We start from the raw sequence: 25544 nt of genomic DNA, 5'->3' as shown, positions 1-25544 counted from the left end.
GGAATGGTCGTTTTACTTGGAGAGTGCATCCAATCGCTCTACCGCGGTAGCGATGGCGGTGTCCGTTGCCGTGATCGCGATGCGCACGTGCTCGGACGGTTCCTCCCCGTAGAAGGTGCCGGGGACGACCAGGATGCCCAGGTCGGCCAGGTCGGCCACGGTCTGCCAGGCATCCACTCCTCGTGTCGCCCAGAGGTAGAGCCCGCCCTGACTGTGGTCGATGCGGAAGCCGGCGCGCTCCAGTGCCGGCGCGAGTGTGGCACGCCGGGCCCGGTAGAGCTCACGCTGCGCTCGCACGTGCTCGTGGTCGCTGAGGGCCGTGACCATCGCGGCCTGGATGGGTGCCGGCGGCAGCGTTCCGAGATGCTTGCGCACGGCGAGGAGTTGGGCAATCAGATCGCTGCAGCCGGCCACGAAACCGGCGCGATACCCCGCGAGGTTGGACTGTTTGCTCAGCGAGTAGACGCACAATACCGAGTTGCGTTCGCCGTGGACGACCCGGGGATCGAGGATGCTCGGCGTGGCATCGCGCACGTACTCCGGCTCCCAGCCGAGCTCGGCGTAGCACTCGTCGCTGGCGATAACGGCACCCAGTTCGCGGGCGCGGCTGACGGCTACGGCGAGCTCATCGACACCGAGAATGCGACCGTTCGGGTTGCCCGGACTGTTGATCCAGATGAGCCTGGTGTTCTCCGGCCATTCGGCCGGATCGTCGCTCGAGACGATGGCCGCGCCAGCGAGTGCCGCGCCGACCGCATAGGTCGGATAGGCGAGTCGGGGCTGCACGACGACATCGCCCTCGCCGAGACCCAGCCAGAGAGCCAGCCCGGCGATGAATTCCTTCGAACCGATGGTGGGGAGCACATTGGCGACGCCGAGGTCATCCACCCCCCTGCGCTCGGCGAACCAGGAGACGATGGCCTCACGCAGCACCGGCGTGCCGACGGTCAGCGGGTAAGCGTGCGCATCCGTCGCGGCGGCGAGCGAATCGCGGATGAGCGCGGGCGTCGGATCGACAGGTGAACCGACGGAGAGATCGACGATGCCGCTCACATGGGCCGCGGCCCGCTCCGCGAAGGGAACGAGCGAGTCCCACGGGTAGTCGGGAAGCTGGAGAGCCACTCAGGCGCCGGCGACAGCCTGCGGCGGCAGGGCGTCGATCAGGGGATGGTCCTTGTGAATGACACCGACCTTAGCCGCGCCGCCGGGGGAACCGACCTCGTCGAAGAACTCGACATTGGCCTTGTAGTAGTCGGCCCACTGCTCGGGAACGTCGTCTTCGTAGTAGATCGCCTCAACGGGGCAGACGGGTTCGCACGCGCCACAGTCGACGCACTCGTCGGGGTGGATGTACAGCATCCGGTCGCCCTCGTAGATGCAGTCGACGGGACACTCATCGATGCATGCGCGATCTTTGACATCCACGCACGGGAGGGCAATGACGTAGGTCACAGTTGCGGCGTTCCCTTCGGTTCGGGCCTTCCACCAATCTTATCCCGGCTGAAAGTGCCCGCTGCCGGCCAGGCCAGTACCAGGAAGGCGATCACCACCGGCCCGTAGACGAGCAGGTAACCCACGACATCGTTGGTGACCAACACCGACCCTCCGCTGCCCGCCAGCGAGAGCACGGCGATGACCCCGAGCATGCCGACAGTGGCGATAGTAGGGACGATTCGGTCGGCGAAGACTATCCGCAGGCCGGCCAGCAGTGCCGCCACGATCAGTAGGGTCGCGATGATCCCGACCGGCAGGTCGGTGCCGAGGAGCGTCACGGTGTACCGGTGGTCGACGGTGGCGATAGCGCCGACGGCCACGCCGACGACGAGGGCCAGAATCCAGGCGAGCAGGTGGATGCCGAGGCCCTGGTCCTTCCAGGCGACTGTCGTCGCCTCGACAGGCCGTATCCGGCTGTAGCGCTCGACTGTGGTGATCGGCTGGCCCGGTCCGCTGGAGAGGAAGTAGCGATCTCCGTCGACAGTCACCTGGCTGCGGTGAGCGCGAAGTGCATCACGTTTGCGGACGAGCACGGCCGAGACGTCGACGGCGAGCTGACCCTCTGCCGCGTCCGGCTCGATCGCGAAGAACGGCACCCCCATGACTTCGGCCGCGCGCAGGCTGGCTTCGTGAGCGCGCACGTGGTCGGGATGGCCGTAGCCCCCGGTCGAGTTGTAACTGATCACCGCATCCGGCTTGACGCTGTCGATGACGGTGGCGAGATCCGCAGCGACCTCGCCGAATGGGGCCGCGCAGAGGGCGTCCTCGCTCATCACCAGCGGTGCCTCTGCACCGGAATCGCCCCAGCGCATCCCAGAGTCCGTGTAGCGGCGGGGCGGCTGGTCTCTCCAGCGCGCGCCCTCCGCACCGAGAAAGCGATGGTCGGTCACCCCGAGGATGGCGAGGGCGGACGTGAGTTCCGCCGTGCGCAGCTCGACCAGCGGCTCCCCTGAACCTTCCAGATGCTTGATGTCGGCCGGGATGACCTCGCCGAGTTCGCCACGCGTGCAGGTGACCACTGTCACCAATGCACCCCTGTTGACCAGGGTGGCGATGGTTCCACCGGTTGCCAGGCTCTCGTCGTCGGGGTGGGCATGCACGAAAAGAACGCGCTCGGCGTCGCTGGGGTTTTGCTGCACATTGCACAGGATAGGGCGCGCACTATAGAGTCGCTCGAGTAAGGTAAGCCTTACCAATCCTCGCTCCTCTAGAAATGAATCCGTGCTCGCAAACTTTCTCATCGGCCTTCGCGAAGGCCTCGAGGCCTCGCTGGTCGTCGGTATCCTCGTCGCCTACGTCATCAAGATCGGTCGTAGGGACGTTCTGCGACGCATCTGGCTTGGCGTCGGACTCGCCGCGCTGCTCGCGCTCGGCATCGGTGCCCTGCTCACCTTCGGCGCCTACGGACTGAGTTTTCAGGCGCGAGAGGCCATCGGCGGCAGCCTGTCAATCGTCGCCACCGGTTTCGTCACCTGGATGGTCTTCTGGATGCTGAAGACGGCCCGCAATCTCAAAGGTCACCTGAGTTCGGATGTCGATAAGCATCTCCGCAGAGCCGGCTGGGGCCTGGTTCTCGTCGCCTTCCTCGCCGTCGGTCGCGAAGGCATCGAGACCGCGCTGTTCATCTGGGCGGCCGTGCAGGCCACGGGCGAAACCACGTTCCCGCTTCTCGGTGCAGCACTCGGCATCCTGGTCGCCCTGGTGCTCGGTTACCTGATCTACCGCGGCATCGTGAGCATCAACCTCTCCAAATTCTTCACCTACACCGGCCTCTTTCTCATCGTGGTGGCCGCCGGTGTTCTCTCCTACGGCGTGCACGACCTGCAGGAGGCCGGCATCCTTCCAGGAATTAACAGTCTCGCCTTCGACGTGAGCAGTGTCGTTCCACCGAGCAGCTGGTACGGAACCCTACTCAAGGGAACCCTCAACTTCACCCCGGCCACCACCTGGGTCGAGGCCATCGTCTGGGTGCTCTACTTCGTGCCGGTCACGACGATCTTCATCGTCACCACCCGTCGCCACAGCACAAAACCCTCAGCACCGAAGCCCACCAAGTCACTGGTCACTGAAGGAGCACGATGATCTCGCGCGGGTCCGGTTACAGCCGAACTGGCCGTCTCGGCCTCGTGATCGCAACGGGCGCCGTCGCACTGCTGGTTCTTTCAGCCTGTGTGCCGAACAACACCGCGGCCTCCGACAGCAAGGCCACCGCTCTCACGGTGGACAGCACCGCCTCTGACTGCAGCCTCTCCGCCGCCAAGGCGCCGAGCGGCAGCGTCGAATTCACCGTCACCAACTCGACCGACCAGGTGACAGAGTTCTACCTGCTCGCCGATGACGGACTCCGCATCGTCGCCGAGATGGAGAACATCGCACCCGGCGCCCCGCGCAAGCTCACCACCCAGCTGAAGCCCGGCGACTACTTCACGATCTGCAAGCCCGGCATGGTCGGCGACGGCGTCGGTCGTGCGACCTTCACGGTGACCAACTCCGGTGCCACGGCCGAACTGGTCGGCAACGAGAAGTCGCAGACCGCAGCGGCAGCAAAGAATTACGTCACCTACGTGAAGGAGCAGGTGACCAGGCTGGTGCCCGCCACCTCCACCTTCCTCGGCGCCTATCTGGCCGGTGACGACGAGAAAGCGCGCAGCCTGTACCCGATCACCCGCGCTTATTATGAGCGCATCGAGCCTGTCGCCGAGTCCTTCGGTGACCTCGATCCTGAGATCGACTTCCGCGAGGCGGATGTCGCCGACGGCGACACCTGGACCGGATGGCACCGCATCGAGAAGGACCTCTGGCCGCCGGCAGCGGCCGATAACGGCGGCGCCCCTTACGTCGCGCTGACGCCCGTAGAGCGCAAAAACTTCGCCGACAAGCTGGAAGCCAACACCCAGGAGTTCTTCGACGCTGTGAACGCGAAGGGCTACAGCGTCTCGATCGACGCGATCAGTAACGGCGCGATCGGCCTGCTCAACGAGGTCGCCAACGGCAAGATCACCGGCGAGGAGGAGATCTGGTCGCACACCGATCTGTGGGATATTCAGGCGAACCTCGAGGGCGCCCGCGTCGCCTACGAGGGTGTCCGTGACATCGTCGCAGCCAAGGACGCGAAGCTGGTCACGCAGATCGACGGCGACTTCTCCTCCGTTGAGAAGCAGCTTGCGAAGTACGGTTCGCTGGATGCCGGCTTCACCTACTACAACGACCTCACCACCCTGCAGGTCAAGCAGCTGGCCGATGGCGTGAACGCACTCAGCGAGCCGCTGAGCAAGCTCACGGCGGCGCTGGTCAAGTAGCAGGGTTCCTGAGAGTCACCCGATGACCGACGACACGGCACTGAGCAGATCCGGACTTTCCCGAAGGGGGCTTCTCGGACTCACCGGTGCCGGCGTGGTTGGGGCGGGCGTCGGGGTCGCCGTCGACAGGTTCGCCATTCCGGCGCAGGCATCAGGCAATTCGGGTGCGGCAGCGAGCTACCCTTTCTACAGCAAACACCAGTCTGGCGTCACCACTGCGGCGCAGGACCGGCTGCACTTCGCCAGCTACGACGTCTCCGACATCAGCCGTAACGAGCTCATCGGCCTGCTCAAGGACTGGAGCTACGCCGCGGCGCGCATGGTCGAGGGCAAGAGCATCGGCGACGGCGCTGTCGACGGACCGCTGGATGCCCCTCCGGACGACACCGGTGAAGCGCTCGACCTACCCGCGGCAGGTCTCACCATCACCTTCGGATTCGGGCCGTCGCTGTTCGACGAACGATTCGGCCTGGAGTCCCAACGACCTGAGGCTCTCGTGGACCTCCCGCACTTCTCCGGAGACGCGCTCGACGAGTCGCTCGTCGGCGGCGACCTCTGCATCCAGGCCTGCAGCGACGATCCACAGGTGGCTGTGCACGCGATCCGCAACCTGTCGAGAATCGCTTTCGGCCGGGCATCCATCCGCTGGTCGCAGCTCGGCTTCGGTCGCACCTCCTCCACCACACGTGCGCAGGTCACCCCGCGCAACCTGTTCGGTTTCAAGGACGGCACGGCCAACGTGAAGGCCGAAGACACCAATCAGGTGGAGCAGCATGTCTGGGTGCCGAAAGGCGATTCGGCGAGCTGGATGACTGGAGGGTCGTATCTGGTCTCCCGCAAGATCCGCATGACCATCGAGACCTGGGACCGCACCGCACTGCGGGAACAGGAGCGGGTGATCGGCCGCACCAAGGGCGAGGGCGCTCCCCACAGCGGAGGCAGCGAGTTCACCGAGCCGGGCTTCTCCGCGAAGAAGCACGGCGTTCCCGCCATCGACGATGCCGCCCACATCAGGCTGGCGCACCCCAAGCAGAACGATGGAGCTCTGCTGCTGCGCCGCGGCTATAACTTCGTGGACGGCAACGACGATCTGGGGCGCCTGGCCGCCGGACTGTTCTTCATCGCCTTCCAGCGAGACCCGCGCGAGCAGTTCATCCCGATCCAGTTGCGGTTGGCGAAAAACGACGCGATGAACGAGTACCTCAGGCACATCGGGTCGGGTATCTTCGCCGTTCCGCCCGGAGCCACGAAGGGCAGCTACATCGGAGCGACCCTGTTCGAGAGGTGAGCGGGCTTGAGACAGAGAACTCGCCAGCACCGCAACGGTGCTGGCGAGTTCCGGACTACTGAGACCGCCTAAGCGTTCTGCTTCTTCAGGCGCGAGGTCTTGCGGGCGCGAGCGTTGGCGTCGAGCTCGACCTTGCGGATACGCACGAACTCCGGTGTCACCTCGACGCACTCGTCTTCGCGGGCGAACTCGAGGCACTCCTCGAGGGTGAGCTTGCGTGAGGGGGTCATACGCTCGAAGGTGTCGGAGGTTGATTGACGCATGTTGGTCAGCTGCTTCTCCTTGGTGATGTTCACATCCATGTCGTCGGCGCGCGAATTCTCGCCGACCACCATGCCCTCGTAGACCTCCTGGGTCGGCTCCACGAAGAACGACATGCGCTCCTGCAGGGCGACCATGGCGAACGGGGTGGCGACACCGGAGCGGTCGGCGACGATCGAGCCGTTGGTACGGGTGATGATCTCGCCTGCCCACTGCTCGTAGCCGTGCGACACGGCATTGGCGATGCCTGCACCGCGGGTGATGGTGAGGAACTCGGTGCGGAATCCGATGAGACCACGCGACGGAACGATGAACTCCATACGAACCCAACCGGTGCCGTGGTTGCTCATGCCACCCATGCGTCCCTTGCGGGCTGCCAGAAGCTGCGTGATGGCGCCGAGGTACTCCTCGGGAGCATCGATCGTCAGGTGCTCGAAAGGCTCGTGCACCTTGCCGCCCACCTGCTTCACGACCACCTGCGGCTTGCCGACGGTGAGTTCGAAGCCTTCGCGACGCATCTGCTCGACGAGGATGGCGAGGGCCAGCTCTCCACGGCCCTGAACCTCCCATGCGTCCGGGCGACCGATGTCCACGAGCTTGATGGAGACGTTACCGACAAGTTCGCGGTCGAGGCGGTCCTTGACCATGCGCGCGGTGAGCCGGTGACCCTTGACCTTGCCGATCATCGGCGAGGTGTTGGTGCCGATGGTCATCGAGATGGCGGGGTCGTCGACCGTGATGGTTGGCAGCGGGCGCACGTCGTTGGGGTCGGCGAGGGTCTCACCAATGGTGATGTCCTCGAAGCCGGCGACGGCGACGATGTCGCCCGGGCCTGCGGAGTCGGTCGGGAAACGGTCGAGTGCCCTGGTGATCAGCAGCTCGGTGACCTTCACGTTGTGAACGCTGCCGTCGTGCTTGACCCAGGCGACTGTCTGGCCCTTCTTGATGTGGCCGTTGAAAACCCGGAGCAGGGCAAGGCGGCCGAGAAACGGTGATGCGTCGAGGTTGGTGACGTGCGCCTGCAGCGGTGCCGCGTCGTCGTAGCTCGGCGCCGGGATGTGCTTGAGGATGGCATCGAAGAGCGGCTCAAGGTCGTCGTTGTCGGGCAGGGTGCCGTTTTCCGGCTTGTTCCAGCTCGCAGCGCCGTTACGGCCGGAGGCGTAGACGATCGGTACGTCCAAAATCGCGTCGAGGTCGAGGTCGGGGTGCTCGTCGGCCATGTCGCTGGCGAGTCCGAGGAGCAGGTCCTGGCTCTCGGCGATGACCTCGTCGATGCGCGCATCCGGACGGTCGGTCTTGTTCACCAGAAGGATGACGGGCAGGTTCGCCTCGAGCGCCTTGCGCAGCACGAAACGGGTCTGCGGCAGCGGGCCCTCGCTCGCGTCGACGAGCAGTACGACGCCATCGACCATGCTGAGGCCGCGCTCGACCTCACCGCCGAAGTCGGCGTGGCCTGGGGTGTCGATCACGTTGATGGTGATCGGGCCGCCATCGCCGTTGTCGCCAGCGTGGATGCCCGCGTAGGAGACCGCGGTGTTCTTCGCGAGGATCGTGATGCCTTTTTCGCGCTCGAGGTCGTTCGAGTCCATGGCGCGCTCTTCGAGATGCGCGTGCGCCGCGAAGGAGTTGGTCTGGCGGAGCATGGCGTCGACGAGTGTCGTCTTGCCATGGTCGACGTGCGCGACAATAGCGACGTTGCGCAGATCATTACGGGTGGCGATAGCCATAGGTATACGTCCTTGAAAAAGATTCGGCTGGAGAGTGAAAGGGAGGGCCGGCGAAAATTCACGGAAATCGAAGTTCCACCGGGGAGTTCCACGGGCGGCAGAATCACGTCAGTGGTGCCCTGCAACTACCAAGTCTACCTTGGCGAGTCAAATGCTCGCGATTCCCGCGCTCACCCCGTTTCAACCGGTGCCCAGTCCCAGATATTCCAGAGCAGATTGGGTGGGAGCGGAGAGGGAGCGACACCCTTCACGCGGTTGTCGACGGCCGTCACGGAGGGGAACTGGTACAGCGGAACGCCATGGGCATCCGCCCAGACCATCGCATCGATCTTCTTCAGGAGGTTGGCCTGCTCGGCCTCGTCGTAGGTCGAATCGAGGCGGTCGATCAGCGCGTCGACCTGCGGGTTTGAATAGAAGTTGAGGTTGTTGATGGTCGAGTCGGAGCGGAAGGATGCCGCCACCGCCGTCACCGCGAGACTCGTGGGCCGCAGGGCGTAGAGCGACGCGTCGTAGGCGCCGTCGGCGCCGAGCAGCTGGCGCCAGTCGGTGCTCGAACAGTCGGTCACCGAGAATCCTGCCTTGGCCGCGGATTTCTGAATCAGCGTGAACTCCGCAACGCGACGCGGGTTCGACGGGTCGAAGAGCACGCAGACCTCGGGATTCGCGACTCCAGCCTTGGCCAGCAGGGCTTTCGCTCCCGGGATATCGACGGTCGCATAGTCCTTCGATCCGTTCGAGGCGACAGAGGACGCGTAGCCGGACGCTCCTGGCAGGAAAACCTGCGACGACCTCAGTTGCGCATCCTCCTGCAGCGGCACGATCAGCTGGTCGAGGATCTGCTGGCGCGAGACTGTCTTGAGGAAGGCCCGACGCACCAGCGGGTCGTTGAAGGCGCCGCTCCTGCTGTGATCGAACTGCAGGTCGAGATGCTCGTAGGAGCCATCGGCGCCGCTGAGAACGGTGGCGTTCTTGATTTTCACCAGTTCCTTCGCGATATCCGCTGAGGGCTGTGGCGCGATGACATCGACATCCCCCTTGCGGAAAGCCTCGACGGCGGCGAGCGGATCGGTGATGAAGCGCATCACCACCCGCTCGAACTGCGGACGGTGGTCCCCGGTGTATTCCGGGTTCGCGGTGAGCGTGAGATGGTCGTCGGCCACGAAGTCGGTGATTGTGTACGGACCGCTGCCCACGACGAGATCCTTGTCCTTGGGCATCGAGGCGAAATTGAATCCGGTGTCCCAGAAGCGTGCGATCTTCGCCAGCTTCGCCGTGTCGTTCTTCTGTATGGCCGCGACCATGGCGTCTTTCGCCTTCTGCGGACTGTCGATCCCGAGTGCGTGTTTCGCCACGACGTGCGCCGGCAACCCGACTCCGAAGACAAGCTGCCAGTCGACGAAGAATTTGTCGTAGCTGAGTGTGAGCGATCGACCGCCGTCGCCGATCACCGGGGTCTTCGTCACGAGCTGCAGTCCGTTGCCGCTGAACCCGTCGAAGTGAACGACGCCCGGGGGAAACGCCCTCGTATACTCCCCGGTCTGCGCATCGAGGTAGTCGCTGTTGTCGAAGCCCGCGGTGTTGAGCACGCCAGAATTCGCCGCCCACGCCAACAACAGGTCGGATGCATCCACCGGCGTTCCATCGGACCATTTGACCCCCGCCTTGATGGTGTATTTCACGCGGAACGGAGCACGCGAGACCACCTGGTAGGAGCCGAAGGACTCGTCTTTCTGCAGCTTCGACGTGTTGTCGTAGTAGTTGAACTGCGAGTTGGTGGCGTAGACGATGGTGCTGTTCGCCGACGCGTTGCCGAACGACGTCTTGGGGTTGTATGAGGTGAACGGCTGGCTCGTCGCCACCGTTACTTCGGTGCCGTGCACGACGGTGTTCGTGCATCCTGAGAGAACGAGAACGCCGGCTATCACGGCTGCCAGCGCGGCAATCGATCTCTTCAGCTTCACAGGCTCATTCCGTCAGACGACACGAACACCCATCGTAACCACACGATCGGATGCGACCTCGCGGAACGACACAGGGCGGCCGACCGAAGCGTCAGCTCCGACCGCCCTTATGGGCGAAACAGTTTACTCACGCCCCCAGCGCGAGCCCAGCGCCAGGGATGGCGTTGAGCAGTTCGCGCGTGTAGGCCTCGCGCGGGTTGCCGAAGACCTCGTCGACAGTGGCCGTCTCTACGATGCGACCCTTCTCCATCACGCACACGTTGTCGGCGATGACGCGAACCACCGCGAGGTCGTGGGTGATGAACAGGTAGGTCAGCTCCAACTGCTCTTGCAGGTCAGCGAGCAGCCGCAGGATCTGTGCCTGCACCAGCACGTCCAGGGCGGAGACCGCCTCGTCCAGAATCACGATATCCGGCTTGAGCGCGAGCGCACGAGCGATCGCCACGCGCTGGCGCTGTCCGCCGGAGAGCTCGTTCGGGTAGCGTGTCGCCACTGCGTGCGGCATCGACACCTGGTCAAGGAGTTCGAGCACGCGCGCATGCCGCGAGGCCCTGTCCCCCACCCCATGGGTGTTGAGTGGCTCCATGATGGTGTTCGCGATGTTGCGAAGTGGGTCGAGCGAACCGTAGGGGTCCTGGAATACCGGCTGCATCCGCCGTCGAAGATCGAATAGCTCGCGGGTGTTGAGGTTCGCGCTGTCCTGGCCGTGGATGATCGTGCGGCCGGATGTCGGCTGCTCGAGTTTCAGCAGCATCCGCGCGACCGTCGACTTTCCGGAACCCGACTCCCCCACCAGTGCCGTGGTGGTGCCCTTCTCTATCGAGAAGCTGACATTGTCGACGGCGACGAAGTCGGTGGACGACAGCCCTCTGCCACGAAGCTTGAATACCTTGGTGAGACCGTCGACAACAATCGCCGGTTCGCGCTTGCCCTGGTGTCCGAGCACCTCGGCGCGGTGCTCGGCCGAGGCTACGAGATCGATGCCCTCGGTCGCCGTCGTCTCGCCCTGCTCGGATTTCTCGAGCTCGGGCGACAGCAGTCCCACGGCCTGTATCCGGCGCGATGCGAGGCTCGGAGCCGCCGCCACGAGACGTTTCGTGTAGGGGTGAATCGGGTTCGCGAGAATTTCTTTCGACGGTCCGGATTCGACGATTTTGCCCTTGTACATCACGACCAGTTGCTCCGCCCGCTCCGCCGCCAGACCCAGGTCGTGGGTGATGAGGAGCACTGCCGTGTTGATGTCGCGGGTCATGGTGGCGAGGTGATCGAGGATCACCCGTTGTACGGTGACGTCGAGAGCCGAGGTCGGCTCGTCCGCGATGAGCAGCTTCGGCTTGGATGACAGGCCGATGCCGATCAGCACGCGCTGTCGCATACCGCCGGAGAACTGGTGGGGGTACTGGCGGAGACGGGACGCGGCGTCCGACAGTCCAGCCTCTTTCAACACCTCGATCGCGCGCTTCTTGACAGCCTTACGACCGGTCGCGATGCCGTTCGCCCTGATCGCCTCTTCGACCTGGAAGCCGATGCCCCAGACCGGATTGAGGTTCGACATCGGGTCCTGCGGAACGAAGCCGATCAGGCGCCCACGGATGTCTTCCATCTCGTCGGCAGAGGCCTTGGCGAGGTCCTGGTCGTCGAAGAGAATCTGGCCGCTGCTGATCTTGCCCGTACCGGGCAGCAGGTTGATGATCGCGTGCGCTGTCGTCGACTTGCCGGAACCCGACTCGCCGACGATCGCGAGCGTCTCGCCAGGCATGAGCGTGATGTTGATTCCGCTGACCGCAGAGACGGGACCACGCTGAGTGGTGAAATCGACATGCAGATCTTTGATTTCGAGGAGAGGCTTCAACGCGAGGCCCTCGCTTTCGGGTCGAGTGCGTCGCGCACGACTTCACCCATCATGATGAAGCTGAGCACGGTGATGGAGAGCGCCAGCGAGGGATAGATCAGCACCTGCGGTGCGGTGCGGAGAGTCCTCTGCGCCTGGTTGATGTCGTTACCCCACGACATGAACTGTGTCGGCAACCCCACCCCGAGGAAGGACAGTGTCGCTTCCGCGACGATCGCCGCAGCGAGCGAGATCGTGGTGATGACGATCACCGGCGCGATCGAGTTCGGCAGGATATGCCGTAGCAGGATGCGGAACCGCGAGACGCCGAGTGCCGTCGACGCCATGACGAAGTCGGCGTTCTTGACCCGCAGCACCTCGGCTCTCAGTACGCGGGCTGTAGCAGGCCAGGCGAAGAGCCCGATCGCGAGCGAGATGACCCAGACGTTCCGGTAGGCGGTGAAGACCGACATGATGACCACCGCTGCCAGGATGTAGGGAATCGAGAAGAAGATGTCGCCGATGCGGGACAGTACCGCATCGACCCATCCACCGTAGAAGCCTGCCAGCGCACCGAAAGTGATTCCCAGGATTCCGATGAGCAGCGTCACGATGATGCCCACCGAGAGCGACGTTGAGGTTCCGAAGATGATCCGGGAGTAGACGTCGCAGCCCTGGAAGTTGTATCCGAGAATGTGGCCGCCGGTCGGCGCTCCATTGCTGTGCGACAGATCGCAAGCGCGGGGGTCGACGGAGGAGAACAGCCCAGGGAACAGCGCGACAACCACCACCAGCAGGATCAGCACGGCCGAGATGTAGAACATCGGGCGCTTGCGCAGATCTCTCCAGGCGTCGAGCCAAAGATTGCTCGCCTGGCTGTCGGCGGCCACCGAGTCGACGGCGAGCAGCGTCGTGTCATCGAATGGCGCGACGAAATGGTTCGCCGATCGTGTGGGCGCAGGGTTATTTGACATAGCGGATCCTTGGATCAAGCACGGCATAGAGCAGATCGACGAGGAGATTGACCCCCAGGTAGATCAGCACCATAACCGTGACGAATGACACCACGGTGGGTCCTTCGTTTTTGAGGATGGCCTGATAGAGGGTGCGCCCCACGCCGGGGACATTGAAAATACCCTCCGTCACCGTCGCACCGACGAGTAGTACGCCGAGGTCGGTCGCCAGGTAGGTGACCACCGGGATGAGCGAGTTCCGGAGAATGTGAAACGGGATGACGCGACGACGGCTGAGACCCTTGCTGTACGCAGTGCGCACGAAGTCGAGGCCGGAGGTTTCGATCACCGATGACCGAGTGAGCCTGACGATCTGGGCGAAGCTGATGCTCGCCAGCACGAAGGCAGGAAGAATCAGGTCCTGGAACGGTGCGCCGATCCCGACCGTGGTTCTCGCCCACCCCAGTTGGATTCCGAATATGAGTTGTGCCACGAATGCGATGACGAAGATCGGCAGCGAGATCAGGATGAGGCTCACGACGAGTGCGCTGGCGTCGAAGAGCTTGCCCTTGCGCAGCCCGCTGACCAGCCCGATGAGGATACCGGCGACCATCTCGATGAAGATGGCCATCAGGGCGAGCCGGATTGTTACGGGAAAGGTCTGCACGAGGATCTCGGAGACCGGCTGGCCGGAGAACGAGACACCGAAGTCGCCGTGGAAGATCCCGCCGAGGTAGATCAGGTACTGCACGATGAACGGCTGGTCGAGGTGGTACTGCTCGCGCAGCTGGGCGACGATCGCCGGGTTCGGCGTCTTGTCGCCGAAGAGAGCGATGATCGGGTCCCCGGGAAGTGCGAAGACCATGAAGTAGATCAGCAGGGTGGTACCGAGTAAGACCGGTATTACCTGCAGGATGCGCCGAAGGATGTATCCGAACATCGGCTAGGCATCCCGAAAAGGAGAGAAGAACATGAGAAAACCCATCTAAGAAACTCGGTCGCCATGCGGGTGGACAAACACAGGCAAGCATATTCGCGGGGCGGTAGCTGAGGGCCACCGCCCCACGAATGGCGCATCGACTAGTGCCGAGTTACTTGGTCTTGGTGACCTCGTAGTACAGCGGCACGGAGTTCCAGCCGAACTTCACGTTGCTGACAGATGCGCCCCAGCCACCGATCTCGTTCTGGTACCAGAGCGGAATGACCGGCAGGTCCTTGAACAGGATCTTCTGGGCATCCTGGAAGTCCTTGTTGGCTGCGGCGGGGGTCGCCTCACCGGAACCCTTCTTGAGAAGGGCGTCGAAGCTGGCGCTGCTGTAGTCGCCGTCGTTCGATCCCGCTTTAGTGGCATACAACGGTCCGAGGAAGTTGTACAGACCCGGGTAGTCCGCCTGCCAACCACTGCGGAAGGCGGTCTGGATCGTACGGTTGGTGATCTGGGTACGAATGCCGCCGAAGGTCGGCTGCGGAGCACCGGATGCGTCGATTCCCAGAACGTTCTTCACGCTGTTCATCGCTGCATCGACCCATCCCTGGTGGCCACCATCCGCGTTGTAGGCGATCTGGAAGGCTCCGGACCACGGTGAAATCGCATCGGCCTCGGCCCAGAGCTTCTTCGCCTCGGTCGGGTTGTATTTGAGCACGTTCGAACCCTCGATGTTGGCCGAGTAGCCGTCGATCACCGGCGAGGTGAAGTCCTTCGCCGGTGTGCGCGTGTCGCTGAAGACGACCTTGGTGATCTGCGGACGGTTGATCGCCTCTGAGATCGCCTGACGCCTCAACTGGCCTTCCTTGCCAGCGAAGTGCGGAAGACGCGCCGGGATGGTGAAGGACTGGAAGATCGCGGCCGGCTGGTTCACCGAGCGGTTGCCGAGGTCAGCCTTGTAGGTCGCGAGGTTACCCTCGGCGATGGCGTCGTCGATGTCGAGGTTGCCGCCCTGAAGGTCGGCGTAGACCGCTCCGAGGTCCGCGTAGAAGACGATCGTGAGACCGCCGTTCTTCGGGGTGCGTCCGCCCTTGTAGTCCTTGTTGACCACGAGGTCGATCTTGACGTTGTGCTTCCAGCCGTCCTTGGCGATCTTGTACGGGCCGTTGCCGATCGGATCGGCGCCGAAGGCCGCGATGTCCTTGAAAGCGATCGACGGGAGCGGCATGAATGCCGTGTAGCCGAGACGCAGCGGGAAGTCGGAGAGCTTCGACTTGAGCGCGACGGTGAAGGTGTGGTCGTCAACGACCTTGAGGCCCGTGAGTGGGCTGTCTGCGTCGTAGCTGAAGCCCTGGATGTCTTCGAAGAAGTAGCTGTTGAGCTGCTTGTTGCTGAGCAGCGCACCGTAGTTCCACGCGTCGACGAACGATTTGGCCGTGACAGCCTCGCCGTTGGTGAACTTCTCGCCCGACTTGATGGTGATGGTGTAGTTCTGTGAGTCGTCGGTCTTGATCGACTTGGCCACGTCATTGACCGGGGCACCCTTGGCGTCGTAGTAGACGAGTCCGGCGAAGATGTTGTCGGTGATCTTGCCACCGCCAACCTCGTTGGTGTTGGTGGGGATCAGCGGGTTCTGCGGCTCCGTGCCGTTCGCCGTGATGACCGCGGTGCTGGCCGCCGATGTCGGTGACGTGCTGCCGCCCCCGGTGGAACAGCCCGAAAGCGCCAGGGCGCTTGCCGTTGCCAGGGCGAAAACGCCCAGGCCAATTCGTCTCATTTTCAATTTTCCTCCTGTGCAAGATGCGCTAACGGCAGCACGATTCCTAGCGTCCTGCCGCGCTAGATAGAAAGAACCCTAAGTAGGGTCGGCTCTCCTCGCCAAACTGTAGAGGCAAACGTTACACAGTGGTAACAGACACAATAGATTGTTGTGCCTTCTAAAGAATGGCTGCGTCGAATCTATCAATTTTGCACGAAAGCTGCGTTTCAGCAGGCTCTCAGGGTGTGAACCGCCGCAAATAACCCCGTAGCATCAAGAGGATGCAGGCGGTCAATTTGTCGGAAACCACCAAAGACGCCGTTCTTGTGCGGCGCCCTTGCCCTCTCGCCGCGCTCGCTCCGCGTCGCACTTTCGGCACGAGCCGGTGGCTCCTGCCGTGACGGCGGAAAACAGCCTCCGCTTCGATCACGAGCCGCCACATCCGCCGTCGCGACGCCGGATAATCGCCGAAATACTGATCGTCCTCGGACTGTCGCTCGGGGCATCCGCGATCTATTCGTTTGTATCAATCATCAATAGCGTGACACTGACCAAACCGCTGTCGAGCCAGACCGCGACGCTTAACGGGTCACTCAGCGACCGACAGGTTTTCGACTTCATCTACCAGTTCCTGGCGATCTTCTTCGACCTGGTGCCGGTGGCGTTGGTGGCGTTCCTGCTCTGGCAGGCCGCTCGCCCGCACCTCACTCGCCTCGGGATCGACTTCCAGCGGCCAGGCCGTGACGCGCTACTCGGGCTGGCTCTCGCCCTGGTGATCGGCATCCCCGGCATCGGGGTGTATCTGGGCAGTAAGGCGATCGGCATCGGGGTGACTGTCGTGCCGTCGGCCATCGACACCTACTGGTGGACCATTCCCGTTCTGGTGCTCTCCGCGCTGCGGGCCGGCCTGCAGGAGGAGGTCATCGTGATCGGCTACCTGTTTGCCCGACTGCGCGACCTCGGATGGAAGACCTGGCCGATCATCGTCGTCGCGGCCGCACTGCGGGGCAGCTATCACCTCTACCAGGGCTTCGGCGCCTTCGTGGGCAACTTCGCGATGGGGATGCTGTTCGGCTGGCTCTACTCGCGGTATGGGCGTGTTCTCCCGCTCGTAATCGCACACTTCGTGATCGACACGGCCATCTTCGTGGGGTACCCGTGGGTGGCATCCGCGTTCCCGGGACTGTTCGGGGCACCGCGCTGACAGTGCGTTACTCGAAGGCCTCCGGCGGCGGGCAGGCGCAGACCAGGTTGCGGTCTCCGAAGGCGTTGTCGATGCGACGCACCGGCGGCCAGTACTTGCTGCGGATGAGGCTCCGCACCGGGTACACGGCCTGCTCGCGGCTGTAGGAGTGGGTCCACTCACCCTCGATCACCGACTGCGCGGTGTGTGGGGCGTTGTGGAGCGGGTTGTCGTCGAGGGTCCAGGTTCCGGCCTTCACCGCATCCGCCTCGGCCCTGATGGCGATCATGGCCTCGATGAAACGATCGATCTCGGCGAGATCCTCGCTCTCGGTTGGCTCGACCATGAGGGTGCCGGCGACCGGGAACGACATCGTCGGCGCGTGGAAGCCGTAGTCGATGAGGCGCTTGGCCACGTCATCCACGGTCACGCCTGTCGACTCCGTGAGCGGACGCAGGTCGAGGATGCACTCGTGCGCCACCAGGCCGTTGTCGCCTGAGTAGAGCACCGGGTAGTGCTCGCGTAGGCGCACCGCCACATAGTTGGCGGCCAGCACGGCGGCTCCTGTCGCCTGCTTGAGACCGTCGGCACCCATCATGCGCACATAAGCCCAGCTGATCGGAAGGATGCTCGGGCTGCCATAGGGAGCTGCACTGACGATGTTGCGGTGAGTGGGCGTTGTGACAGGGTCAGAGGCTTCGACAAGCTCAGCGAACGAGGACGCTTCGACCGGACGAAATTCCCGCTGCGCGAGCGGATGCCCTGGCAGGAAGGCCGCGAGGTGCGACTTCGCCGCGACCGGGCCTACACCCGGCCCGCCGCCACCGTGCGGGATGCAGAAGGTCTTGTGCAGGTTGAGGTGCGAGACATCTCCGCCGAAGTCACCGAACCGTGCAAAACCGAGCAGGGCGTTGAGGTTGGCACCATCGACGTAGACCTGGCCGCCTGCATCGTGCACAGCCTTGCAGATCGCGCCGACCTCGTGCTCGTAGACACCGTGCGTCGAGGGATAGGTGATCATGAGCGCGGCCAGCTCATCGGCGTGCAGTTCGATCTTCGCCCGCAGGTCGTCGAGGTCGACGTTGCCGAGTTCGCTGGTCGCGACGACGACGACCCTCATACCGGCGAGTACCGCAGAGGCAGCGTTCGTTCCGTGCGCACTCGACGGGATCAGGCAGACGTTCCGCTGAGTGTCGCCGCGCGACAGGTGGTATCCGCGGATCGCGAGCAGGCCGGCGAGTTCGCCCTGGCTGCCCGCGTTGGGCTGCAGCGAGACCGAGTCGTAGCCGGTGACGTCGGCGAGCCACCTCTGCAGCTGCTCGATCAGTTCGAGGTAGCCCTCAACATCCGCTTCGGGGGCGAAAGGATGGATGTTCGCAAACTCCGGCCAGCTCACGGCCTCCATCTCGGTGGCGGCATTGAGCTTCATGGTGCATGAACCGAGTGGGATCATGCCGCGGTCGAGGGCGTAGTCGTAGTCGGCGAGATGTTTGAGATAGCGCATCATGGCGGTCTCTGAGCGATGCGTATTGAAGACCGGGTGACTGAGATAGTCGCTCTCGCGCAGGAGGCCTGCCGGGATCCACTCGTCGATCTCGACCGGGACGCTCTCGTCGGCGAGATCCTCGCCCAGGATGCGCGCCACGGCGCGGATGTCGTCCATGGTCGTTGTCTCGTCTACCGAGAGCTGTACGTGGTCGTCGTCAGTCAGGTGGAAGAGGTAGCCCGCTCCGTGGGCGCGCTCGACGAGGCGTGCAGCATCCGTCTTGGTATGCAGCGTCAAGGTGTCGAAGTAGTTGGCTGACATTATCGTGTGACCGGCCTCGGTGGCCGCGCGGGCGAGCACCCGTGCGAGGCGTGTGGTGCGGGTCGCGATCTGCCTGAGCCCCTGGGGTCCGTGATAGACGGCGTACATGCTCGCCATGACCGCGAGCAGCACCTGGGCAGTGCAGATGTTGGAAGTGGCCTTGTCGCGGCGGATGTGCTGTTCACGCACCTGGAGCGAGAGGCGGTAGGCGGGGTGACCGGCGGCATCCTGCGAGACGCCGACGAGGCGCCCCGGCAGCTGGCGTTCGAGCCCGGCGCGCACGGACATATACCCAGCGTGCGGTCCGCCGAAACCCATAGGAACACCGAAGCGCTGGCTGGAGCCGACGGCGACGTCGGCCCCGAGTTCGCCGGGCGAGGCGATGAGGGTGAGCGCGAGCAGGTCGGCCGCGACGACGGCGAGCGCGCCCTTCTCCTTAGCCGCGGCGATGATGGAGGCCGGGTTCCAGACGCGTCCGGAGGCGCTCGGGTACTGCACGAAGATCCCGAAGGCCTCCGGCAGGTCGGCGGGGGCGGTCTCGGCCAGCGGCAACTCGACGAGGTGGATGCCGACGGCATCCGCACGGTTCTGCAGCAGCGCGCGCGTCTGCGGGAGGGTGTCGGCGTCGACGATGAAGACGCGCGGGTCGAGCTTGGACGCCCTTCGGGCCAGCATCATGCCCTCAACCACGGCAGTGCCCTCGTCGAGCATCGACGCGTTCGCCGTGTGTAGCCCGGTGAGGTCGGTGATCATCGTCTGGAAGTTGATGAGAGCCTCGAGTCGGCCCTGCGAGATCTCCGGCTGATACGGGGTGTAGGCGGTGTACCAGCTCGGATTCTCGAGCACGTTGCGCTTGATCACGGCCGGGGTAATCGTGTCGTAGTAGCCGAGACCGATCATCGAGCGGTTGACGCTGTTCTTGCGCGCCAGCATCCGCAGTTCTGCCAGTGCCTCACGCTCGGTGGCCGCGGGTGGGAGGGCGGTCTCGGCGGCTGAGCGGAAGCCGTCCACGTGGATGGATGCCGGAACTGCGGCCCCGACCAGGTCGTCGACCGAGTCGTAACCGAGGGCTTCCAGCATCACACTCTGGGCCTCGACGTCGGTACCGATGTGACGCTCGGCAAAACCTCCCGTCGGGAGTAGCTCGTCGGCCATTACTCCCCTACCAGCACGGTGTACTCGTCGCGGGTGAGCAGCGGCGGCAGTTCGGTGAACCGCACCTTCACCAGCCAGCCTTCGCCGAACGGATCGGTGTTGACGAGCTCAGGGTTCTCCACCACGGCCTCGTTGATCTCTGTCACCTCACCGTCGACGGGAGCGAAGAGTTCGCCGACGGACTTGGTCGACTCGATCTCGCCGACCACCTTGCCGGTCGCGACCGTCGAACCGACAGTCGGAAGATCGACGAAGACGACGTCGCCGAGCTTGTCGGCAGCGTACGAGGTGATGCCGACCGTCGCGATATCGCCGTCGACCAGCACCCATTCGTGCTCTGCTGTGTACTGGACGGTCTGTTCGTCAGCCATTATTTCGGCCTCTCTTATAGAAGGGAAGAGCAACTACGGATGCGGGCACGCGAGTGCCGCGAACATCGATGAAAAGTGCGGTGCCGACCTCGCTCAGCGCGGGGTCGACGTAGGCCATGGCAATCGGATAGCCGAGGGTCGGGCTCAGGGCGCCGCTCGTGATGATGCCCACTTCGGTCTCGGCGGCATCGAACACCGGATAGTCGGCGCGACCGGCACGCTTGCCGTCCGCTTGAAGCCCCACGAGCACGCGGGCGCCCTCAGGCGGACCGGCTTCGACGGCCTCCCGACCGACGAAGGGTTCCGGCTTGGTCAGGTTCACGACGCGACCGAGACCTGCCTGAATGGGGAAGGTATCGAGAGACAGTTCGTGTCCGTAGAGCGGCATGCCCGCTTCGAGGCGGAGGGTGTCGCGGCTGGCGAGCCCGGCAGGCACCAGTCCGTGCTCCGCACCCACCGTCATGAGTTCGGTCCAGAGCGGCACAGCCTTCGACGCCTCCACATAGAGCTCGAAGCCGTCCTCGCCGGTGTATCCGGTGCGACCGACCAGGATCTCGCCACCGAGATAGCTGCCGATGGCGCTCCAGTAGTACTTGAGATCGCCCGGTGCGACCGGGATGTGCAGGGCCTCCAGCGCCTCGATGATGGCCAGGGATGCCGGGCCCTGCACCGCGATGAGGGCCAGCTGGTCGCTCTCGTCCACCACGGTTGTATCGAATCCCGCAGCCCTGGCGGAAAGAGCGCCGGCGGCTGCGTAGCGGTTGGACGCGTTCGCCACGACACCGAATCGGTTCTCGTGTGTGCGATACACCACGACATCGTCGACGATCCCCCCGTCTGCCGAGAGCAAAAGGCTGTACTTCGCCTGCCCGATACCGATCGCCGAGATCGTGCCGGCGAGTGCGAAGTCGAGGGCCTTCGCCGCCTCGGGCCCCATGACGATGATCTCCGCCATGTGCGAGAGATCGAAGAGTCCTGCTGCCGCGCGTACCGCATGGTGCTCGGCGAGATCACTGGAATAGCGCACCGGCATCTGCCATCCGGCGAAGTCGGTGAAGCTGGCACCGGCGTCGACATGCACCTGGTGCAGGGGCGACAACTTTTCGGTGGTTGCGGATCGATCGGTCACAGAGTTCTCCAGGCAAGCGCTTTCGGATGCGGGAACTCCCCCTCTGTCATAGGCCTGAGAGCTTCATCGACCGGTGGGGTCGATTTTCACCGTGGGCGAGGAGTCTTCGTCGAGTCCTGCTTTTCAGAGTGGCCTGTTCGATGCGGTACACATACCTGAGAGATTGACGGGGAGTGTTGCTCCTTCGGTGTCCATCCGTGTTCGATGGACTCTCCCGCATCGCGTTGAGCGGCCCGATGTTCGATTGTGCTGCCAGCTTACCAAGCGTCTGTCACCACCGCGTGACGGTCATAGGCGTGGTGCAGGCCGGAGGCGGCAACGCACCGCTCATGCCACCGTCAATCAACCACATCCCGCTGCGTGCCTTTACCTGCTTCAGCTAGACCCGCACAGTCGCTACCAGTCGTTCGTCAGCGATTCCGCCGCCGCCAGCGTGCGATCGATCGTGCCGCCGAGAAGTGCGGCCATGCTCGTTGATCGCAGCAGCGCTATCTGGTCCAGTTCACTGAGCGGGGCGATGGCAGCCAACTGCCAGGCCGAGGCGACGGCATCGTCGGAGAGTTCGGTGTCGGCGGCCCACTGTTGGTCGCTGAATTCGCTGGCGATAGCGAGAGCGCGACGCACGGTCTGTTCAGCACGCTCACGAAGCGGTAGCAGCGCGTCGTCCCACTCCAGCGGCGCGACCTCGCGCACCGTCGCCTGCGGATGCGGATCCTCGTCGAGCCACTCGACGACCTCGATCCGGCGACCGCCCTCAGCGACCAGCCCGACAAAACCCTCAGCGCCCTCGAGTTCGGTGATCTGCGCGACGGTGCCGAGTTCGAAACGGTGTTCGCCGCCGCCCACTTCCTGGCCCCGCTCGATGAGCACGATCCCGAATTCGGATGGCTCCTGCTGCAGTATGCGCGACAGCATTACCAGGTAGCGCTCCTCGAACACCCGCAATTGCACAGGCATGTGCGGGAACAAGACGGATCCGAGCGGGAACATCGGCAAGTCGGTCACCAGTCCAGAGAACCACGACAGCCCCGCTATGCCAAGGGGTAAGGGGCTCGGCGGGACTCGGATCCGTGTCGGGAGTGGCGAGCGCACCGCCAGGCCCATAGGGTCGCAGACCTGGGCGCCCAGTGAATGAAGCGGATGCCGCAACAGCTCTCTCGGTCACCGCGTAACCTGAATGTCATCCACGACTGGCGTGGACCGACCGAACGGATGCCGTGAGCAACGACCAGATGCAGCATTTCGTCGCCGCAGCGAAACAGTTGCACTTCGCGCACGCAGCAAAATCGGTCGGCGTCTCGCGCGCCACACTGGTGTCGTCGGTGAAGAGGCTGGAAGCGGATCTCGGCTATCCGCTCTTCGACTACTCGGCCGACACCACGACGCTCACCGGCGCGGGGGCGGCACTTCTCGCCACCGCGGAAGCGGAAAGGGCCAGGACCGCGGCCAACGTCGCCGCGCGCCCGGCCGGCGGCAAAGCCAAGGCCTCGAAAGGTAAGGGCCGTGCGCCGGCGGTGAAGGGCGCTCCTCGGGTCGGAAAGCGCCGGCAGTCCCGCTAGTCGCACAATTTTCCCGTGTCCCTCTTTTGGGGGACTCAAATGCCCTATGATCAACAGCAATGGAACCCCCGAGCCATTACGAATTGCTGTGTGTGACGCCCGAAGCCACAGCGGATGAAATTCGTACCGCATATCGACGACTGATCCGGATTTACCACCCGGATGTGGCCGGCGCTGCGGGCGCAGCAATGACACTTCGTCTCAACGAAGCGCAGAACGCCCTCCTCGATCCGGTGTTGCGCTCGCAATTCGATGAGCGCATGCGCGCACGTCGACAGCGCCCCAGCCCGGCCGGACGCGCTGCCTACGCCACCTTCCGCAGCGAGTGGCGGCCTGAGCCGCCGAAACCTGCTCCTGCCGCGGCTCGAGCTGCGGCATCCACGACCGAGAGCGGTCTGCCATGGCTTGTCGCTTTCACGGTCGCCGCTGCCCTCATCGTCGCCGCGACGATCGTGGTGTTCGTCTTCTGCTACTCCGGTCCGCTGACGCTGACGACCCCGCGGCTGATCCCGGCACTCGTCATCGGGTTGGCCTGGGTGGTGGGCGGCTTCAACCGTCCGCCGAAGATCTTCATCGCACTCCTCGCCTTCGGGGCACTGCTCTGGCCGCTGTCGACAGCGCAGATCGGCCTATTCTCGACTACGGTCGTCCCTGGCAGCATCTGGGCGCTGCTGACAGTCGTCGCGCTCGCCGTGCTCGTGCTGCGTCTTGCGGCAGCGCGGCTGTCTCGCCCCCGCGTTTCGTCGACGGCCTAGCGGTCAGTTCTCAATCCGGGCGTCAGGCCGCGGCATCGAATCGCTGGCCTCGGTCCTTTAGATATCGACGTCGCTGCCCATCGTCACAGTTCGCCGTGCCGGCAGACCGAATCGTGCGGCGGGGTTGGCCGCGTTTTGGGCGAGTGCGACGAAGAGGGTCTTGCGCCACTTTGCCATGCCCGGAGCGTGCGTCGAACGGATTGCACCGCGCGAAACGAAGAATGATGCCTTTTTCATTTGGTTGGGATTGAGAGTCAGGACGTTTGCGGCGCACGCTTTACGGAGAGCCTTCGGAATGTTGGGCGTGTCAGAGAATCCGAATCGGATTGTCACGTGCTCGATACCGTCGTCGGCGTAGCCGAGGTCATCCCACTCGAAGGAATCCGCTGGAGGGACGTGCGGCACGTTCTCGATGATGGCCGAGACGATGATGACGCGTTTGTGGAGCACGTTGTTGTGTTCCACATTCGCTCGAAGGGCCAGCGGTGTTGTGGTTTTGTTCGGATGGAGGAATATGGCGATCCCAGCGACTCGAGGCACACGCTGAGCACGCACACTTTCGATGAACTCCGCCAAGGAGCCTTCCTTCTTGGTTCGATCCGCAACTACCAGCTCTCGGCCACGTCGCCAGGTGGTCATGACAGTAATCACCGCGGCGGCGATGACGAGAGGCACCCATCCGCCGTGGATGACTTTCGACAGGTTCGCACTCAGGAAGGTGATTTCGAGACCGCCGAACACTAGTGCGGCGACAGTGATCTTGACCCATCCCCAGTTCCAGAGGAGGCGTGCTACGAACAGCAGCAGCAGGGTGTCGACCACGAGGGCGCCTGTCACAGACACTCCGTACGCTGTCGCCAATTGTGCGGATGATTGGAACGCCAGCATCACGGCCATCACACCGATGAACAGCAGAAGATTCACCGCGGGCAGGTAGATCTGGCCGCCATGACGTTCCGATGTCTGGCGCACAGTCAGTGGTGGGAACAAACCGAGCTGTACCGCTTGACGGGTCAGCGAGAACGCCCCGGAGATGACTGCCTGGCTGGCGATAATCGTGGCGGCGGTGGCCAGAACCACAACCGGAAGACGCGCCCAGTCCGGAAACAACAGGAAGAACGGGTTTGAGCGCGCCCCAGGATCGTGCAGGATCAACGCTGCCTGTCCCAGGTAGTTCAGCGCCAATGCGGGGAACACCACCGCGAACCATGCCCGGCGAATCGGCGGGCGACCGAAGTGGCCCATGTCGGCGTAGAGAGCCTCTGCGCCCGTGATCACCAGCACCACCGCCCCCATCGCGACGAACGCGAGCGCCGGGTGGGCGACGATGAAGGTAATCGCATAGGTCGGTGACAGCCCCAGCAGCACCGAGGGTTCACGAACCATCATGGCAACGCCCGCGGCGGCGATCACAACGAACCACAGCATCATCACCGGACCGAAAAGGCGCCCGACCCGTGCGGTGCCATAACGTTGCACCACAAACAGAAGGGTCAGGATTACCGCCGCGATCGGCACGACCAGATGACTCACGCTGGGGACAGCAACCTTCAGTCCCTCGACCGCCGAGAGGACACTGATCGCGGGCGTGATCAGCGAGTCACCATAGAACAGGGAAACCCCAACGATTCCGATAATCAGCAGGGTGCTGGCCCGTCCGGCTTTCGATGCATAAAGGCGCTGCGCGAGCGCAGCCAGGGCCATAACCCCGCCCTCACCGTTGTTGTCCGCACGCATCAGAATCGTGACGTATTTGATCGAGACCACAATCGTCGCGCTCCAAAACATCAACGAGATCACCCCGTAAATGTCACTCGGAGTGGGGCGTACAGCGCCTCCATCAATGCTGAAGACCGTCTGCAGGGCGTAAAGCGGACTGGTACCGATATCACCGAACACGACGCCTAACGCCGCGACCGCCAGACCTACAGCGCGGGACTTCCCCCGGTTGGCGACGGACCCCAGTGGTGGTCGGTTCACCGGGCGGCCATGCGGCTGCTGCGGTCGACTCGACTAAGAGTCCGCGTCATAGGGCGGCCAGGTCTCGTTTCCACGCAATTCACTCCTTGATCGCACCTGAGCACGGC

Annotated in this window: 20 protein-coding genes and 2 riboswitches; of the genes, 6 read left to right on the top strand and 14 right to left on the bottom strand. The window is 63.9% G+C overall.

Annotated elements, in window-relative coordinates; translation table 11 throughout:
• Window positions 1-12: 12 nt before the first annotated feature.
• The 3 genes from dapC to ABIB56_RS04580 are packed head-to-tail and all read right to left on the bottom strand — an operon-like array spanning window position 13 to window position 2633.
• Entirely contained in the window at window positions 13-1122 is a 1110-nt protein-coding gene (gene dapC / locus ABIB56_RS04590; RefSeq protein ID WP_354567796.1) for a succinyldiaminopimelate transaminase, read from the bottom strand.
• Window positions 1123-1452 (bottom strand): ferredoxin, encoded by a 330-nt coding sequence (gene fdxA / locus ABIB56_RS04585; protein WP_354567795.1) that lies wholly within the window; start codon window positions 1450-1452, stop codon window positions 1123-1125.
• Entirely contained in the window at window positions 1449-2633 is a 1185-nt protein-coding gene (locus ABIB56_RS04580) for a PIG-L family deacetylase (protein ID WP_354567794.1), read from the bottom strand. Before ABIB56_RS04580 ends, fdxA begins: the two co-directional genes overlap by 4 nt.
• Window positions 2634-2715: 82 nt before the next feature.
• On the opposite strand from ABIB56_RS04580, the gene efeU reads away from it, so the two are divergent.
• The 3 genes from efeU to efeB are packed head-to-tail and all read left to right on the top strand — an operon-like array spanning window position 2716 to window position 6081.
• Window positions 2716-3576 (top strand): iron uptake transporter permease EfeU, encoded by an 861-nt coding sequence (gene efeU / locus ABIB56_RS04575; RefSeq protein WP_354567793.1) that lies wholly within the window; start codon window positions 2716-2718, stop codon window positions 3574-3576.
• Complete coding sequence (gene efeO / locus ABIB56_RS04570) at window positions 3573-4793, top strand: iron uptake system protein EfeO (RefSeq protein ID WP_354567792.1); 1221 nt, start codon at window positions 3573-3575, stop codon at window positions 4791-4793. The genes efeU and efeO overlap by 4 nt, the downstream gene beginning before the upstream one ends.
• 22 nt (window positions 4794-4815) lie before the next feature.
• Window positions 4816-6081: an iron uptake transporter deferrochelatase/peroxidase subunit gene (gene efeB / locus ABIB56_RS04565; RefSeq protein ID WP_354567791.1), complete on the top strand. Its 1266-nt coding sequence runs from the start codon at window positions 4816-4818 to the stop codon at window positions 6079-6081.
• A 68-nt stretch (window positions 6082-6149) separates the two neighbouring features.
• On the opposite strand, the gene typA is transcribed toward efeB, so the two are convergent.
• The 6 genes from typA to ABIB56_RS04535 form a co-directional block, all read right to left on the bottom strand.
• The gene (gene typA, locus ABIB56_RS04560) at window positions 6150-8069 is read right to left on the bottom strand and encodes a translational GTPase TypA (protein WP_354567789.1); all 1920 of its coding nucleotides are present in this window, start codon (window positions 8067-8069) and stop codon (window positions 6150-6152) included.
• Between the two features lie 170 nt (window positions 8070-8239).
• Window positions 8240-10030, bottom strand: a complete 1791-nt coding sequence (locus ABIB56_RS04555) for an ABC transporter family substrate-binding protein (RefSeq protein ID WP_354567788.1) — start codon at window positions 10028-10030, stop codon at window positions 8240-8242.
• A 127-nt stretch (window positions 10031-10157) separates the two neighbouring features.
• Complete coding sequence (locus tag ABIB56_RS04550) at window positions 10158-11882, bottom strand: dipeptide ABC transporter ATP-binding protein (protein WP_354567786.1); 1725 nt, start codon at window positions 11880-11882, stop codon at window positions 10158-10160.
• Window positions 11879-12835: an ABC transporter permease gene (locus ABIB56_RS04545; RefSeq protein WP_354567785.1), complete on the bottom strand. Its 957-nt coding sequence runs from the start codon at window positions 12833-12835 to the stop codon at window positions 11879-11881. Before ABIB56_RS04545 ends, ABIB56_RS04550 begins: the two co-directional genes overlap by 4 nt.
• On the bottom strand, window positions 12825-13754 hold the full coding sequence (locus ABIB56_RS04540; protein ID WP_354567784.1) for an ABC transporter permease: 930 nt from the start codon (window positions 13752-13754) through the stop codon (window positions 12825-12827). The genes ABIB56_RS04545 and ABIB56_RS04540 overlap by 11 nt, the downstream gene beginning before the upstream one ends.
• Before the next feature lie 151 nt (window positions 13755-13905).
• Window positions 13906-15516, bottom strand: a complete 1611-nt coding sequence (locus ABIB56_RS04535) for a peptide ABC transporter substrate-binding protein (protein ID WP_354567783.1) — start codon at window positions 15514-15516, stop codon at window positions 13906-13908.
• 379 nt (window positions 15517-15895) lie between these two features.
• On the opposite strand from ABIB56_RS04535, the gene ABIB56_RS04530 reads away from it, so the two are divergent.
• The gene (locus ABIB56_RS04530; protein WP_354567782.1) at window positions 15896-16702 is read left to right on the top strand and encodes a CPBP family intramembrane glutamic endopeptidase; all 807 of its coding nucleotides are present in this window, start codon (window positions 15896-15898) and stop codon (window positions 16700-16702) included.
• Window positions 16703-16709: 7 nt separating this feature from the next.
• On the opposite strand, the gene gcvP is transcribed toward ABIB56_RS04530, so the two are convergent.
• The 4 genes from gcvP to ABIB56_RS04510 form a co-directional block, all read right to left on the bottom strand.
• The gene (gene gcvP / locus ABIB56_RS04525) at window positions 16710-19643 is read right to left on the bottom strand and encodes an aminomethyl-transferring glycine dehydrogenase (protein WP_354567780.1); all 2934 of its coding nucleotides are present in this window, start codon (window positions 19641-19643) and stop codon (window positions 16710-16712) included.
• Window positions 19643-20014: a glycine cleavage system protein GcvH gene (gcvH, locus tag ABIB56_RS04520; protein WP_354567779.1), complete on the bottom strand. Its 372-nt coding sequence runs from the start codon at window positions 20012-20014 to the stop codon at window positions 19643-19645. The genes gcvP and gcvH overlap by 1 nt, the downstream gene beginning before the upstream one ends.
• Entirely contained in the window at window positions 20007-21143 is a 1137-nt protein-coding gene (gene gcvT, locus ABIB56_RS04515) for a glycine cleavage system aminomethyltransferase GcvT (RefSeq protein ID WP_354567778.1), read from the bottom strand. Before gcvT ends, gcvH begins: the two co-directional genes overlap by 8 nt.
• A 36-nt stretch (window positions 21144-21179) precedes the next feature.
• A riboswitch (glycine riboswitch) is annotated at window positions 21180-21275 on the bottom strand.
• 1 nt (window position 21276) lies between these two features.
• Window positions 21277-21370, bottom strand: a riboswitch (glycine riboswitch).
• A 169-nt stretch (window positions 21371-21539) separates the two neighbouring features.
• A complete protein-coding gene (locus tag ABIB56_RS04510) occupies window positions 21540-22148 on the bottom strand; it encodes an LON peptidase substrate-binding domain-containing protein (RefSeq protein WP_354567777.1) in 609 nt (202 codons plus the stop codon).
• 212 nt (window positions 22149-22360) lie between these two features.
• On the opposite strand from ABIB56_RS04510, the gene ABIB56_RS04505 reads away from it, so the two are divergent.
• A complete protein-coding gene (locus tag ABIB56_RS04505) occupies window positions 22361-22702 on the top strand; it encodes a helix-turn-helix domain-containing protein (protein ID WP_354567775.1) in 342 nt (113 codons plus the stop codon).
• A 59-nt stretch (window positions 22703-22761) separates the two neighbouring features.
• Complete coding sequence (locus ABIB56_RS04500; protein ID WP_354567774.1) at window positions 22762-23457, top strand: J domain-containing protein; 696 nt, start codon at window positions 22762-22764, stop codon at window positions 23455-23457.
• A gap of 57 nt (window positions 23458-23514) precedes the next feature.
• Here ABIB56_RS04500 and ABIB56_RS04495 read toward each other — a convergent pair whose 3' ends face one another.
• The gene (locus tag ABIB56_RS04495; RefSeq protein WP_354567772.1) at window positions 23515-25437 is read right to left on the bottom strand and encodes a potassium transporter Kup; all 1923 of its coding nucleotides are present in this window, start codon (window positions 25435-25437) and stop codon (window positions 23515-23517) included.
• Between the last annotated feature and the right edge of the window lie 107 nt (window positions 25438-25544).

The sequence above is a fragment of the Glaciihabitans sp. UYNi722 genome (assembly GCF_040549465.1).
Taxonomy (GTDB): domain Bacteria; phylum Actinomycetota; class Actinomycetes; order Actinomycetales; family Microbacteriaceae; genus Lacisediminihabitans.
Note: the sequence above shows the minus strand (reverse complement) of the source record. Positions and strands in the feature narration are given on the sequence as shown.